General features: G+C 57.4%; 15 protein-coding genes. All 15 read left to right on the plus strand.

Going from position 1 to position 13,356, the window contains the following annotated elements:
- Window positions 1–43: 43 nt before the first annotated feature.
- The gene (locus tag DXT96_RS00520) at window positions 44–1,324 is read left to right on the plus strand and encodes a flagellar hook protein FlgE (RefSeq protein ID WP_153513179.1); all 1,281 of its coding nucleotides are present in this window, start codon (window positions 44–46) and stop codon (window positions 1,322–1,324) included.
- Between the two features lie 22 nt (window positions 1,325–1,346).
- On the plus strand, window positions 1,347–2,840 hold the full coding sequence (gene flgK / locus DXT96_RS00525; protein WP_149898577.1) for a flagellar hook-associated protein FlgK: 1,494 nt from the start codon (window positions 1,347–1,349) through the stop codon (window positions 2,838–2,840).
- Between the two features lie 3 nt (window positions 2,841–2,843).
- Entirely contained in the window at window positions 2,844–3,947 is a 1,104-nt protein-coding gene (locus DXT96_RS00530) for a flagellar hook-associated family protein (protein WP_149898578.1), read from the plus strand.
- 34 nt (window positions 3,948–3,981) lie between these two features.
- Window positions 3,982–4,326: a flagellar biosynthesis regulator FlaF gene (gene flaF, locus DXT96_RS00535; protein ID WP_045021979.1), complete on the plus strand. Its 345-nt coding sequence runs from the start codon at window positions 3,982–3,984 to the stop codon at window positions 4,324–4,326.
- Window positions 4,323–4,772, plus strand: coding sequence for a flagellar biosynthesis repressor FlbT (flbT, locus tag DXT96_RS00540; RefSeq protein ID WP_046800601.1), 450 nt, complete (start codon window positions 4,323–4,325; stop codon window positions 4,770–4,772). Before flaF ends, flbT begins: the two co-directional genes overlap by 4 nt.
- Window positions 4,763–5,233, plus strand: coding sequence for a flagellar hook assembly protein FlgD (gene flgD, locus DXT96_RS00545; protein ID WP_153513180.1), 471 nt, complete (start codon window positions 4,763–4,765; stop codon window positions 5,231–5,233). Before flbT ends, flgD begins: the two co-directional genes overlap by 10 nt.
- 49 nt (window positions 5,234–5,282) lie before the next feature.
- Entirely contained in the window at window positions 5,283–5,549 is a 267-nt protein-coding gene (fliQ, locus tag DXT96_RS00550; RefSeq protein ID WP_046800603.1) for a flagellar biosynthesis protein FliQ, read from the plus strand.
- 158 nt (window positions 5,550–5,707) lie between these two features.
- Window positions 5,708–7,795: a flagellar biosynthesis protein FlhA gene (flhA, locus tag DXT96_RS00555; RefSeq protein ID WP_153513181.1), complete on the plus strand. Its 2,088-nt coding sequence runs from the start codon at window positions 5,708–5,710 to the stop codon at window positions 7,793–7,795.
- On the plus strand, window positions 7,792–8,547 hold the full coding sequence (gene fliR, locus DXT96_RS00560; RefSeq protein WP_153513182.1) for a flagellar biosynthetic protein FliR: 756 nt from the start codon (window positions 7,792–7,794) through the stop codon (window positions 8,545–8,547). The genes flhA and fliR overlap by 4 nt, the downstream gene beginning before the upstream one ends.
- A gap of 13 nt (window positions 8,548–8,560) precedes the next feature.
- Window positions 8,561–8,980 carry a hypothetical protein gene (locus tag DXT96_RS00565; protein ID WP_153513183.1) on the plus strand — a complete coding sequence of 140 codons (420 nt, stop codon included), beginning with the start codon at window positions 8,561–8,563 and terminating at the stop codon, window positions 8,978–8,980.
- Window positions 8,981–9,094: 114 nt separating this feature from the next.
- Window positions 9,095–9,652: a rod-binding protein gene (locus DXT96_RS00570; RefSeq protein ID WP_046800607.1), complete on the plus strand. Its 558-nt coding sequence runs from the start codon at window positions 9,095–9,097 to the stop codon at window positions 9,650–9,652.
- Between the two features lie 29 nt (window positions 9,653–9,681).
- Entirely contained in the window at window positions 9,682–10,050 is a 369-nt protein-coding gene (locus DXT96_RS00575; RefSeq protein ID WP_046800735.1) for a hypothetical protein, read from the plus strand.
- On the plus strand, window positions 10,050–10,586 hold the full coding sequence (locus DXT96_RS00580; RefSeq protein WP_153513184.1) for a flagellar basal body-associated FliL family protein: 537 nt from the start codon (window positions 10,050–10,052) through the stop codon (window positions 10,584–10,586). Before DXT96_RS00575 ends, DXT96_RS00580 begins: the two co-directional genes overlap by 1 nt.
- Before the next feature lie 199 nt (window positions 10,587–10,785).
- Window positions 10,786–11,484, plus strand: a complete 699-nt coding sequence (locus tag DXT96_RS00585) for a WecB/TagA/CpsF family glycosyltransferase (protein ID WP_153513185.1) — start codon at window positions 10,786–10,788, stop codon at window positions 11,482–11,484.
- An 88-nt stretch (window positions 11,485–11,572) separates the two neighbouring features.
- Window positions 11,573–13,345 carry a GumC family protein gene (locus tag DXT96_RS00590; protein ID WP_153513186.1) on the plus strand — a complete coding sequence of 591 codons (1,773 nt, stop codon included), beginning with the start codon at window positions 11,573–11,575 and terminating at the stop codon, window positions 13,343–13,345.
- The last annotated feature ends 11 nt before the right edge of the window (window positions 13,346–13,356 follow it).

Raw genomic sequence — 13,356 nt, forward strand, 5'->3', positions numbered from 1 at the left:
AACGCTTTACCTTATCCCTGAAGATGACCACGAGGGTTTTTGAATGAGTATTTTCGGCACTATGCGAACCGGTGTGTCCGGCATGAATGCGCAGGCGAACAAGCTGGGCACCGTGGGCGACAACATCGCCAACGCAAGCACCACCGGTTACAAGCGCGCATCGACGTCGTTCTCCTCGCTCGTTCTGCCCTCCTCGTCGGGCAGCTATGCCTCCGGCGGCGTGCAGTCCAACGTACGCTACAGCATTTCGGAGCAGGGCAACCTCTCCTACACCACCTCGAGCACCGACCTTGCCATTCAGGGCAACGGCTTCTTCGTGGTTCAGGATGGTGCAGGCACGCCTTACCTCACACGCGCCGGCTCCTTCGTGAAGAATGCCGAAGGTTATCTGGAAAACGCAGCGGGCTTCCAGCTGATGGGTTACCCCTACGGCTCCAACCCGCCGGCTGCCGTCGTTAACGGCTTTACCGGTCTTGAGGCCATCAACGTCAACAATTTCGGTCTGACGGCATCGCCCTCGACGCAGGGTAGCTTCCCGGCCAACCTGAACCGTGATGATCCGATCGTGCCGGGGGCATCGCTTCCGAGCACCAATTCCGCGACTGCGACGGTTGGTAGCAAGACGTCGTTGACGGCATTCGATAGCGGCGGTGCTAAGGTTCTCTACGATTTCTACTACACCAAGACCGGTGCTAACACCTGGGAAGTGGCAGTTTATCGTCAGGATCAGTCGACTAACGGCGGTTTCCCCTATACGGCGACAGCACCGGTTACCCTTGTTCAGGCAAAAGTGGATCTGACCTTTGATCCTGCCACCAACAAGCTTACGACCGCCTCGCCCAAGTCCATCACCATCAATGACGGTAACAGCGGTGTGGCGCAGTCGATCAATATCGACCTGTCGGAAATGACGCAGTTCTCCTCGAAGTTCACGCCCGGCACGGCGATCCTGAACGGTAATGGTCCGAGCCAGATCAAGGATGTCGAAATCGGCAAGGACGGCGTGGTGACGGCAGTCTATCAGGATGGCGGCCGCCGCAACATCTATCAGCTGGCAGTGGCCACGGTGCCAAGCGTCGACAACCTCAGCCCGCAGAACGGCAACGTTTATCTGCCCAGCAACGAGTCGGGTGTCGTCACCATCGGCTTCCCGCAGACGGGCAGCTTCGGCTACATCCAGAAGGGTGCACTGGAAGGTTCGAACGTCGATATCGCCAGCGAACTCACCGACATGATTGAATCCCAGCGTATCTATACTGCGAATTCGAAAGTCTTCCAGACCGGGTCGGATTTGATGGATGTCCTGATCAATCTGAAGAGATAAGAATTCTCACGAGGACAAATGAATGTCGCTCACGTCAGCAATGAATACTGCGCAGTCGATTTTCAATAATACAGGTAAGCAGACAGACGTTACTTCGAAAAATATTGCCAATGTCGGCAATGCGAATTACGTCAAGCGAACCGCCATTCTCGGCACGACCATGGCCGGAGCGAGTATCGTCTCCAATGGCCGTGCCCAGAATGAAAGTCTTCTCAGGCAGACGATCTCCAGCGCCTCGCTGGCCACCGGTCAGAACACCGTTCTGACCGGCCTTGAGGAGATGAAGAGCATTTTCGGCGGCAACAATTATGAAAGTTCGCCGTCTACCTACATGAAGGAATTGCTGAAGAGCCTTAGCGGTTACGCCGCCAAGCCGAGCAATGCTGCCCTTGCGGCGACGGCTGTGACCTCGGCTGCGGATGTCGCCAGTTCCCTGAACAAGGCGTCTTCCGAATTGCAGGCGATGCGTCTGCGTGCCGACAAGGAAATCTCCCTTCAGGTCGACAAGCTGAATGGCCTGCTTGCAAAATTCGAGGAAGCCAATAACGAGGTCAAGGCGCAGACGGCGATCGGCGGTGATCCGAGCGATGCCCTTGATCAGCGCGAGACCTTGTTGAAGGACATTTCGTCCATCATGGGCATCAATGTCGTCAATCGTCCAAACAATGATGTGGCGCTTTATACGACGGAAGGCGCGACCCTGTTTGAGGTCGTGCCGCGCAAGGTCACCTTCAAGGCACAGCCGGGCTACGATGCGACGACCACGGGCAATGCGATCTACGTAGACGGCGTGGCGCTCAAGGCCGGCAACGGCAGCAACACGACAGCGGAAGGGTCGCTGCAGGGTCTGATGCAGGTTCGCGACGATCTGGCGCCGACCATGCAAAGCCAGCTCGACGAAATCGCCCGCGGCCTGATCAGCATGTTTGCCGAAAAGCCGATCACGCAGCCGGCGCCGCCCGCGACGCCCCTGACGGCGAAGCCTGGCCTGTTCACATGGGCGGGAGCAACGGCAACAAGCGAGATTCCTCCCGCTGGCGTTATCGTTCCGGGACTTGCTGCCAGCATTAACGTCAACTCCGCGTTAATTATTTCGAAAGGTGGAAACCCGGAATTGTTGCGCGACGGCGGCATCAACGGTACCGCTTATATTGTCAATACCACAGCGACGGGTGGAACCGGCTTTTCCAACCTGATCGACAGCTATGTGACCGCATTCGACGCGCCCATGAGTTTTGCCGCGTCGACACGTATCGATACGAATACCAGCATCCTGAAATACGGCACCAACTCGATGGGTTGGCTCGAACAGGAACGGTCCGGTGCGACTTCGGCGAACGAAGCGAAAAGCGCGCTTTATGAGCGCTCCGCCGCCTCCTATTCGAACAACACGGCGGTGAGCCTGGATGAGGAGCTGTCGCTGCTCATGGATATCGAGCAGTCTTACAAGGCAGCCACCAAGCTGGTGACCACAGTCGATGAAATGCTCAAGTCCTTGATGGACATGGTGAGGTAAAAGATGAAAACGTCCTTCATTTCATCGCTGGCGATGCAAAACAGCATGCGCAGCACCATCCTCAAGGCCCAGCTTGAGATGACCAAGCTCAATACCGAACTGACGACGGGCAAGCATGCGGATCTCGGCGTCACGCTCGGCGCCAATACGGCCCGCAGCCTCGATCTCAATCGGGATGTGGAGCGGATTTCTTCGCTTGTCACGGTCAATTCCTTTGCCACGCAACGTCTTGAATCGTCGCAGACGGCATTGGATGGCATGGCAAAGGCTGCCCAGGAGATCCTCGGCGTTCTGGTGCCGAATACGAGCAGCGCGCAGCCCACGCTTGCCACCGTCAACCAGAAAATTACCAATGCGCTCAACAATTTCACCAGCTTCGCGAACACCGCTGTCGATGGCGAATATCTGTTTTCCGGTACGAATACGGATGTGAAGCCGGTCGATGACTACTTCGCCGATGGTTCGACGCTGAAGACCGCTTATAATGATGAGCTGAACCATTTCATGGCGACGCAGACGCCGCCGGTGGGCAGCATCGCCAACCTGTCCAAGGATCAGGTCAACGCCTTCATGACCCATATGGAAGGCGTATTCAACGGCACGACGACGGTCACCAACCCGCCGCATGGCAGTCTCACCGCCGGTCAGAACGTTGATTTCTGGACGACGTTCGGCTCCAAGGCCAGCGACACCAACATGACGAGCCGGATCAGCCAGAACGAAGTGATCGAGACATCGACCAACAGCAATTCGCAGGGCATGCGTTATTTCGCGATGACGGCAATGACGGCGATGACCTTCCTCGACGACAAGGTTCCGAGCGGCGTTCGTGAAGCTGTCGCCACCCGCGCAGTTACGACGATCGGTACCGCGATCGATGGTTTGAACCAGCAGGCCAGCGGCCTCGGCCTCTCGCAGGAACGCGTCAAAAAGTCGAACGACTCTTTGGCCGCGCAGAAGAAGATCATCGAGACGCATCTGCTGGATATCGAAGGTATCGATACCTACGAAGCGAAGACCCGTCTCGACCTGCTGCAGCAGCAGATCGAAATCGCCTACAGCCTGACATCGCGTCTGCAAAAAATGAGTCTGGTGAACTACCTCTGATGAACAGGGGTGGCGGCAGATAAAGGATACATGAATGTACCAGTTTTCCTACGCCGAAATCATGGAGGATGGTGTCGCAGACGCGAAAGATCGCGAGCGACAGGCGTTGACCAAATCGATCGAACTGCTTGTGGAGGCAAAGGATAGTTCTTCCCAGCGCCATACGATCGAAGCACTTTTTTACACTCGGCGGGTTTGGATCCGCTTCATTGAGGACCTCAAGCAGCCGGATAACCAACTGGCTATGGAACTGAGGGCCAATCTGATCTCGATCGCGATCTGGATTTTGAAAGAGTGCGAACTGATCCGGAAACGTCAGTCGACGAATTTCCAGGGCATAATTGACGTGACAACCATCATCAGGGATGGACTGAAATGAAAAGTACACTTCGAATCTCGCTGAAATCTGGCGAAAAGATTTTCATCAACGGCGCGGTCTTGCGGGTGGATCGCAAGGTGGCGCTCGAATTCCTGAACGATGTCACGTTCCTGCTTGAAAACCACGTGTTGCAGCCGGAGCAGGCGACAACCCCGCTGAGGCAGCTTTATTTCATCGCACAGATGATCCTCATCAACCCGGAAGGGCGTGAACAGTCGACGAACATGTTCCGCAAGTCCGTTAGCATGCTGCTGAACTGCTTCCAGCATGATGAGATATTGGCGGAACTCAAGCGGATCGACGGGCTGGTTGCCTCGGGCAAGGCTTTTGAGGCGCTGAAGGCTATTCGCGGTCTTTATCCGACCGAGGAAAAAATCCTCAACAATCAGGAAATGACCCCCGCAACGATCGAACAGATTCGCAAGGAGATCGCACCATGGCGGTAGATGCAGTCACGTCGGCAGCCTCCAATCCCTGGGCTAATGCCGGGGCGAGCAGCAATGACAAGAGCGCGGCCTCGCTGAATTACGACAGCTTCCTGAAGCTTCTCATCGCCCAGATGAAGAACCAGGATCCGACCAGCCCGATGGATGCCGGCCAGCAGATGTCGCAGCTGGCAAGCTTCTCGCAGGTCGAGCAGACGATCAAGACGAACACCCATCTGAAGAGCATGCTGCAGGCGGAAGCCCTCACACGCGCTTCCGATCTGGTCGGCAAGACGGTCAAGAGCGCCGATGACAAGGTCACCGGTGTGGTGAAGGAAGTCGAGGTCTATTCGGACGGCGTTGTCGCCATTACCGAAGCTGGTGACAAAGTGCTGCTGCAGGCCGGTGTGAGCTTCTCGAACGGCCCGATCGCGACTACATCTGATGGCGATACCGATTCGGATAAGCCTGCCGGTTCGTGATAATGTAGGGGCGGTATGACACCGCCCTTCTGGAATAAAGGATGCGACGATGAACGAGGCCGATGCGCTTGATATCATGCAGGCAGCAGTCTGGACTGTTCTCGTCGCGGCCGGTCCGGCCGTTCTGGCTGCCATGATCGTCGGTGTCGCCATTGCCTTCATACAGGCCCTGACCCAGGTTCAGGAAATGACGCTGACGTTTGTTCCTAAAATCGTGACGATCATGCTCGTCCTTGGCATTGCCGCCCCCTTTGTGGGTGCGCAGATCGGCCTTTTTTCCAATCTCGTCTTTTCGCGCATCCAGTCCGGCTTCTGACATTTGTGCGCTGCGGATGCCACCCTCGCGCAAGCTTCAGCGGCTAGTGATAGGCTGAAGCATCGGACCGAATTGCGCGCGTAATTTCGAAAAGCCGATGCCGCGAACCGTGCGGCGGCTTTTCCGTCGCCCTTCTCATGAAGAGACAGGACGATTTTATGGCGCAACCACCAGTCATCTCCTTGCCCAAAGTAAGTCCGAGCATGCGTGATGTCGGTTTCGCATTGGGCATCATTTCGATCCTTTGCGTCCTGTTCCTGCCCATTCCGGTCTTTCTGGTGGATATCGGACTGGCGTTTTCGATCGCACTTTCCGTCCTTATCCTCATGGTGGCGCTCTGGATTCAGCGCCCGCTGGATTTCTCGTCTTTTCCGACCGTGTTGCTGATCGCGACGATGATCCGCCTGTCGCTGAACATTGCGACGACGCGTGTCATCCTTTCACATGGCAATGAGGGAGCGACGGCGGCGGGTGGCGTGATCGCCGGTTTCTCCAGCCTCGTGATGTCTGGCGACTTCGTCATCGGTCTGATCGTCTTTCTGATTCTGATCACCGTCAACTTCATCGTCATCACCAAGGGTGCGACGCGTATCGCCGAAGTCGGCGCGCGCTTCACGCTCGATGCCATCCCCGGCAAGCAGATGTCGATCGATGCGGATCTGTCCGCCGGTATCATTGATGAAAAGGAAGCGCAGCGCCGCCGCCGTGAGCTGGAAGAGGAAAGCTCGTTCTTCGGTTCGATGGACGGTGCCTCGAAATTCGTCCGCGGCGACGCGATCGCCGGCCTCATCATCACCGCGATCAATGTTTTCGGCGGCATCATCATCGGTTATTTCCGTCACGGTATGCCCATCGGCGAAGCTGCCGACGTTTTCGTCAAGCTTTCGGTCGGTGACGGTATCGTCTCGCAGATCCCGGCCCTTATCGTCTCGCTGGCGGCGGGCCTTCTGGTGTCTCGCGGCGGCACAGCCGGCTCCACGGATCAGGCTGTCGTCAATCAGCTGAGCGGTTATCCTCGCGCTTTGATGGTTTCGGCCATGCTGATGGGGCTTCTTGCGATCATTCCGGGCCTGCCCTTCCTGCCCTTCATGTTCCTGGGCGGCATCATGGCTTTCGGCAGCTGGTATATTCCGCGCCAGGCCGAGGCCGAAAGCGCCCTGCTGCGCCAGGAAGAAGCGAACAAGGTTTTCCAGACCAGCGAAGCGGAGAAGGATTCGGTCAAGCAGGTGCTGAAGACGTCCGAAATCGAACTGGCGCTGGGCAAGCAGGTTTCGACACGGCTTCTCGGCGCACATCAGGAACTGGCCTTCCGCGTCGGCAAGATGCGCAAGAAATTCGCAAGCCAGTACGGTTTCGTCGTGCCGGAGATCAAGGTCTCCGACGACATCATGATCCCGGAAAAAGCCTATCAGATCCGCGTCCACGGCACGACCATCGCATCGAGCAATCTGCGTGTCGGCGATGTTCTTGTCGTGACCGGGGCAGGGCGCAAGCCGAGCATTCCCGGCGACGAAATCCGCGAACCTGCTTTCGGCATGCCGGCCGTCTCGATCCTTGAGACCTTTACCGAGGATCTGAAGCGCGAAGGCTTCCACCCCATTGATAACGTCTCGGTGGTGCTGACGCATCTGAGCGAAGTCATCCGAAACAACCTGCCACAGCTCCTGTCCTACAAGGACGTCAAAATCCTCATCGACCGGCTTGATCCCGAATACAAGAAGCTGGCCGACGAAATCTGCTCGTCGCACATGTCCTATTCCGGCCTGCAGGCGGTTCTGAAACTGCTGCTTGCCGAACGCGTGTCGATCCGCAACCTGCATCTCATTCTGGAAGCGGTTGCCGAACTTGCGCCGCATGTGCGCAAGACCGAGCAGATCGTCGAGCATGTGCGGGTGCGCATGTCGCAGCAGCTCTGCGGCGATCTTGCCGACAATGGCGTGCTGCGCGTCCTGCGTCTCGGCAACAAGTGGGACATGGTCTTCCATCAGGCGCTGAAGCGCGATCAAAAGGGCGAGATCGTCGAATTCGACATCGATCCCCGCCATCTCGAAGAGTTTTCCGAGCAGGCGTCGAAAGTTATCCGTGAATTCATGGATCGCGGACTGCCCTTTGTCCTTGTAACCTCGCCGGAAACGCGGTCCTATGTGCGCATGATTATCGAGCGACTCTTTGCGACCCTGCCGGTTCTTTCACATGTGGAACTGGCGAAGGGGCTGGAGATCAAGATCCTGGGCGCCATTTCATGATAACCGACCCGCAAGGGACAATTATCGCATTGTTCCTTGCCATTTGCCGTATCGGCGCCTGTTTCATGACCATGCCGGGCTTTTCCAGCTCGCGTATTTCGCCGCAGATCCGCATGTTGCTATGCGTCGCAGTGTCCATGGCGCTTCTGCCGATCCTTTGGGATTCGATCTACCCGAAAATCTCCGGTGCAAGCCAGGGTACCGTGGTCGGCATCATCGCCTCGGAGATCGCCATCGGCGCGATGTATGGCTTGATCGCGCGGTTTTATACGCTCGGTTTTCAGTTCACCGGCGCGCTCATCGGCAACTCCATCGGTCTCAGCGCTCCGGGTGGTGCGGATGTCATCGAGGACGTGCAGGAAAACCAGATATCCAACTTCATCACCTTCGGTGGTTTGCTGGTGCTGTTCATGCTGGATTTCCACCATATCGTCCTGAAGGCGCTGGTGGATTCCTATACCGCTACGCCGGTCGGTGCGCTTATCAGCGGCCAGAAAATGCTGATCACGCTCACCGATACGCTGCGGGCGACCTTCTCCATCATGCTGCGGCTCGCCAGCCCCTTCGTGATCTACGGTCTGATGTTCAACGTCGCGGTTGGTCTCATCAACAAGCTGGCGCCGCAGATTCCGGTTTACTTCATCTCGACGCCTTTCGTTCTGGCAGGCGGTCTTTTCATGCTTTATTTGTCGGTCGCGGCCCTCATCCGTCAGTTCGTGGATGGTTTCGGCCCGGTCTTCATCGGTTTTTGATCTGGAGAAAGCCATGGCTTCGGACAAGCGCTCAGCAAAACTCAAGCGTCTGGTAACGGTCCAGCGCCACATGGAAAAAATGGCCGAGGTGGAGCTTGCCGATACCACCCGCGTGCGTACCGAAGTGGCGCAATCCATGGACAACGTGCTGGAAGCCATGAGTTCCATGGAGCCGGTGCATCAGACGTTTTCCAGACATTATTCGGATCGTTACGGCCGCCTTGTCGTCAAGGACCGCCAGCTTGCCGGCGTGCAGCAATTGCAGGAAAACAAGGTGCTGAAGGAAAAGACCAAGGCCGATCGGCTTGAGGACAGAATGCATCTTGCCCGCGATCTCGAGGATCGCGAGGCCGACGACAATGCAATCTATGATCTGCTTGAAATAACAAACGCATCTCGGACACCAGCCTCCAGCAAGGTTGGCGATCCATAGTCCGTTCCATTGTTGCATCGCGGGCGTTCGAAAGACGTCTCCGGCGATGTTTCTTGATTGAACGGACGTGTCGGCTTTCCATGCCACACGTTCGTCAGCTCGGGAGATCGGGACGTGGCGATATCGGTTATAAGTGATCTGGTGATGGATGTGGTGCGCGCTGCGGACCCCCAGGAAGTACAGATCGCCCAGGAAAAACTCAAAGCGAACAAGGCGGCTTTTGCCGCAACCAGCCTTGCAGATGCGGGCAAGGGCTTTGGCGCCGCCGTCGATATGCTGGATGGCGCCTCTTCGAAGGCGGGCCTGGGCGATACCAATATTCGCTCGGCGCGCACGGAGATTCCTGAAACCTACCGCAAATATGAAGCCTCGGTTCTCCAGACCTTCGTTGCCAACATGCTGCCGAAAGACAGTGAGGAAGTTTATGGCAAGGGTAATGCCGGCGAAATCTGGAAAAGCATGATGGCGGAACAGTTTGCCGACACGATCTCCCGAAATGGCGGCGTCGGCATTGCGGAGCAGGCCTACAAGGATGCGTTGCGGAAAGCCGAAAGCAAAGGCATCACCGACGTATCGATGAATGAAAAAGACCATAATGCTGCAATTCGGATGGTGGCGGAGTTCGAGCGGCAGGTCCTCGGCGTTTCCAATGATAAAACGGACGAGGCTTGAGAATGAAAAACCTTAACGAGGAGACAAGCATGGACCTTATGTCGAACGACCACCGTATCCAATCCGTTCTCGGCCGCCTTGAGATGATCATCGACAATGAGAACGATAATATCGGTAAGGATCCGCAATTCGACTTTAAGGTTTCCAACGCCCATAAAAGCCGCTGCCTCTATGAACTCACCATGCTGTTTCGCGACACACCGCGCGAAGACATCGCCGGTGGTTATCTGGAGCAGGTAAAGGGCATCAAGTCCAAGCTCGCAACCAATGCCAGCCGCGTTGAGGCGCATCTGAACGCTGTTCGTGCTGTTGCGGACCTGCTGAAGAACGCGATCCAGGAAGCCGATACGGACGGCACCTATTCGCAGGAACAGTTCATGTACGGTGCCGCCTCCTGATGTTGAAGCTTCTTCTCACCGGCGTCTGGGTTTGCGCCGTCACGCTCGGCGCGGTGTATTTCTCCGTCCAGATGGCGACGGCGCCGGGAGATGAGGCGGGCGCGAAAAAGACCAATCTGCAATTGGTCAAGGGTGAAAGCATCACCATTCCCGTCATCAATGATGGCGGGGTGAACGGCTATTTCCTCAGCCGGATTTCGCTGCGCGTCGACAAGGACAAGATGGCGAAGATCGAGCTGCCGGCAACGCAGCTGATGACCGACGAATTGTTCACCCTTCTGGCGGGTTCCTCCATGGTCAACATCGCCAATATTTCCACCTTCGATCCCGAGGCCTTCAAGCAGCGCATCCGCGAGGGGCTGAACAAGAGGCTGGAAGACGAGGTGGTCGAGGATGTGCTGATCGAACAGCTGGATTATCTGTCGAAGGCCGATATTCGCGAGCAGAACGGCAATGGCACACCCCGTTCGGTCAAGATCGTCGAGGGCGAGAAGGCCGAAGCTGGAAAAGAAGCCGCCGCCGCGCCCAGCTACTAACGTCGCAGGGGGCGGCTCACGCGCCCGCCGACGGACGGTTTCCCGGTCTGGTTAACCGTTCCTTTGCACGAGCCCGAATATTCGAGCGATTGCTTTCAGCATAACTTCAACCTGCACCTGTATAAACAAACCCATGAGCCGCCGTCCCGCTACCATGCGCCGGATTGGCGGTGGTGGGTTTGGCATTCGGGGGTTGGCAATGAGTTTCGCGTCAGGTTTTGCGCGGCCGGGATCGCAACGGAATATCCACGGACTGCGTGTCTGTGATCTCGACTGGAATGGGGCACTGGAACTGGTCAGCGGCCGGGCTTCGGCTTGCGAAGGGCACACGATGCTCTCTTTCCTCACCATCGATAAAGCCAGACTGTCGCTTAAAGATATCGCTTACCGCGAGATTCTGGAAAGCTGCCTGCTTCTGCCGCAGGGCAAGGCGATGAATGCCGCCGCCCGTGTGGAAAATGGCAAGCCTCTGCCTGTTGTCATCGATGGTGTCGCTTTCGTCATGGCGCTTCTGACCTATATGGCGGTGCCGAAACGGATTGGTGTTGCAGGCGACGATGCGGCGCAGCTTAGTGAAGTGCTGGCAAAGCTGCGCGCCCATGCGCCATGGCATGATTTTGTGATGCTGGGCCGGGACGCCTCCGGGGTGAAGGTCGATATTCTGCTTGCCGGCATGAGCGGTGAAAATCAGGAAAAATGGTTGCACCGAACCGTCAGCCGTCAGGATGTGCGCGTCGCAATCGCGGTCGGCCCATTGTTCAAGGTGCTGTCGTCCGAAGTGGCGGGCATGCCGGAAATCTTTCGAAAGCTGCATATGAGCTGGCTTTACAGCCTCTGTGCTGAACCGTGGCACATTGCGCTCGGTAAAGCTGAGACGGGCTCTCGAAGCCCACGTTAACCATTTGTTTGCCACGATCCTTTAACCTCTCGTAAGGTTTTGACAGTCGCCCGTTGCGGGCGGCACCGAGCGTGGCAGACGGCTTCAGATGGTTGATAACAGTCCGGATATGATGGCGATCCGCCCCGACGAGGACGATGTCGCCGTACCCCCGTCGCAATGGCGCAGACATTGTCTGCGGCTTTTGACTGCTGGTTGCGTCGTTGCCGCTACCGTTACCTGCGCGGCCCTTCCGTTGCTGCTGATCGATTCCGGCTTTCGCGGATATGTTTCGCAGGCCCGGATCGAGGTCACCCAGGCGTCCTATGATGCGCCCGATGCGACCCGCTTTTTGGCGATGGCGCGACGCACCCTGTTATCTCCCGCCGGGCTTGACCGGATCAGCGGCGATCTGAAGCTGAAACCCGCCGATATGGTGGGCGTTCGCAATCAGGGTGAGCTTGGCCTGCTCGTCGATCTTTTGACAGGCGCGGACGCACGTCCGCTTTCGCCGCGAGAAGCACTGAATGGCGCGGTGGGTGAGGCGATACGGCTGGAACTGACGCCGGATGAAAATACGCTGATCGTGACTGCGAAGGCCGCGACGCCGGAAGGCGCGATGCGGCTGACCGATTATCTTTCGATGCGGGTCATGGCGGATGGCAAGGCCGGCACCATGACGCCCGCCATGCGTGAGACCGAGCGGGCAAGGACAAGGCTGGACGAGGCGGAAGCGGCATTGAACGGCTTCCAGATGCGCCATGGCGATGCCGTTCTCTCGGAAGTGCAGCAGCTCGAACAGCAATTGCGTGAGGTGAACGACAGCCTTGCGGGCAGCACACAGTACCAGCAGTCGCTGCAGGCGGATTTGACGCTGGCCTCCGCCCTCAAGCCGAATGATGTTTTGTCGAAGCCTTTGCCGGCCGGCACGGCTTTCGCAGCGCTTGAGGATATCAGGCAGAAACACGCGACCGCCAGCATGGCGCTTGCCAGTGTCTCGGTTGATTATGGCCCGAAACACCCGCGCCGCATCGCCGCCCAGAATGCGGTGGATGCCGTACAGGCGCTGGCGGCTCCCGCATTGCGCCAAGTGGTTGAAGGTTTGCGGGTGGATGAAAAGCGCATCGCCCAGGAGATTGCGACCGCGAATGGCGAGCGTAAGAAGCACCTTGACCGCTTAGAGGCTCTGGGCGTCGCTCCCGGTGAGCTTTCGCGATTGCAGGCTGAGCTTGAGACAGCGAGAAATGCCTATCTGGAAGCGAGCGAGCGCCGTGAGCTGTCCTCTTCCTCGACGCCCGCCATCGAAACCCGCCTTGCAAAGAAGGCTGGACCGGGCGAACTGTCGCGTGATCTGACGCAGGCGGCGATGATGGCAGGTGGCGGCGGACTGATCGGTCTGCTGGGCAGCCTTTATCTTCTGAGCTATCGTCGCCATGACGAGGAGCAAGAGGACGCGCTGGTCGTCGAAAATGAAGCGCAACTTCCCGCTTCCATGGATGGGCCGGAGCAATCGCTGCAATTTTCCGAATTCGAGCAAATTGAGCCGGCGGTTTTCGATGATCTGGAAGTCCTTGCCGCAGACGATTACGTCCAGCCTGAAGACGCCTTCGCAGACTATTATGCCGAAGCTGCAAATGATGCCGATGATATGCCGCTGGACGAGCGCGTGCGGCAGGTGCTGATGGGTAACCGAACGGTCAGAAGCGCCACTCAAATGTCATCGGAGCTCCCGCCATTGCTCAATGAAGCCCTTGCCGGACACTTCGATCATGAACAGGCCGAAGCCGAGGAGTTGGCGGAATTGAGACGCGAGCTGGCGCATCTAAGAGAGCGTCTCGCCGATTACGCCGATCACCAGGACGACTACCGCAAAACTGCCTGACGAGGCTGTAT

It is taken from the genome of Agrobacterium sp. ICMP 6402, from assembly GCF_009498615.1.
In the GTDB taxonomy this organism is placed as follows: Bacteria; Pseudomonadota; Alphaproteobacteria; order Rhizobiales; family Rhizobiaceae; genus Agrobacterium; species Agrobacterium burrii.

Bases quoted from the DNA above. Each gene is read 5' to 3' on its own strand.
- flgD (WP_153513180.1), top strand. From the start codon at position 4,763: ATGGCGGTAGATGCAGTCACGTCGGCAGCCTCCAATCCCTGGGCTAAT.
- fliR (WP_153513182.1), top strand. From the start codon at position 7,792: ATGATAACCGACCCGCAAGGGACAATTATCGCATTGTTCCTTGCCATT.
- flhA (WP_153513181.1), top strand. From the start codon at position 5,708: ATGGCGCAACCACCAGTCATCTCCTTGCCCAAAGTAAGTCCGAGCATG.
- DXT96_RS00520 (WP_153513179.1), top strand. From the start codon at position 44: ATGAGTATTTTCGGCACTATGCGAACCGGTGTGTCCGGCATGAATGCG.
- flgK (WP_149898577.1), top strand. From the start codon at position 1,347: ATGTCGCTCACGTCAGCAATGAATACTGCGCAGTCGATTTTCAATAAT.
- DXT96_RS00585 (WP_153513185.1), top strand. From the start codon at position 10,786: ATGAGTTTCGCGTCAGGTTTTGCGCGGCCGGGATCGCAACGGAATATC.
- flaF (WP_045021979.1), top strand. From the start codon at position 3,982: ATGTACCAGTTTTCCTACGCCGAAATCATGGAGGATGGTGTCGCAGAC.
- DXT96_RS00590 (WP_153513186.1), top strand. From the start codon at position 11,573: ATGGTTGATAACAGTCCGGATATGATGGCGATCCGCCCCGACGAGGAC.
- DXT96_RS00575 (WP_046800735.1), top strand. From the start codon at position 9,682: ATGGACCTTATGTCGAACGACCACCGTATCCAATCCGTTCTCGGCCGC.
- DXT96_RS00580 (WP_153513184.1), top strand. From the start codon at position 10,050: ATGTTGAAGCTTCTTCTCACCGGCGTCTGGGTTTGCGCCGTCACGCTC.
- DXT96_RS00530 (WP_149898578.1), top strand. From the start codon at position 2,844: ATGAAAACGTCCTTCATTTCATCGCTGGCGATGCAAAACAGCATGCGC.
- fliQ (WP_046800603.1), top strand. From the start codon at position 5,283: ATGAACGAGGCCGATGCGCTTGATATCATGCAGGCAGCAGTCTGGACT.
- DXT96_RS00565 (WP_153513183.1), top strand. From the start codon at position 8,561: ATGGCTTCGGACAAGCGCTCAGCAAAACTCAAGCGTCTGGTAACGGTC.
- flbT (WP_046800601.1), top strand. From the start codon at position 4,323: ATGAAAAGTACACTTCGAATCTCGCTGAAATCTGGCGAAAAGATTTTC.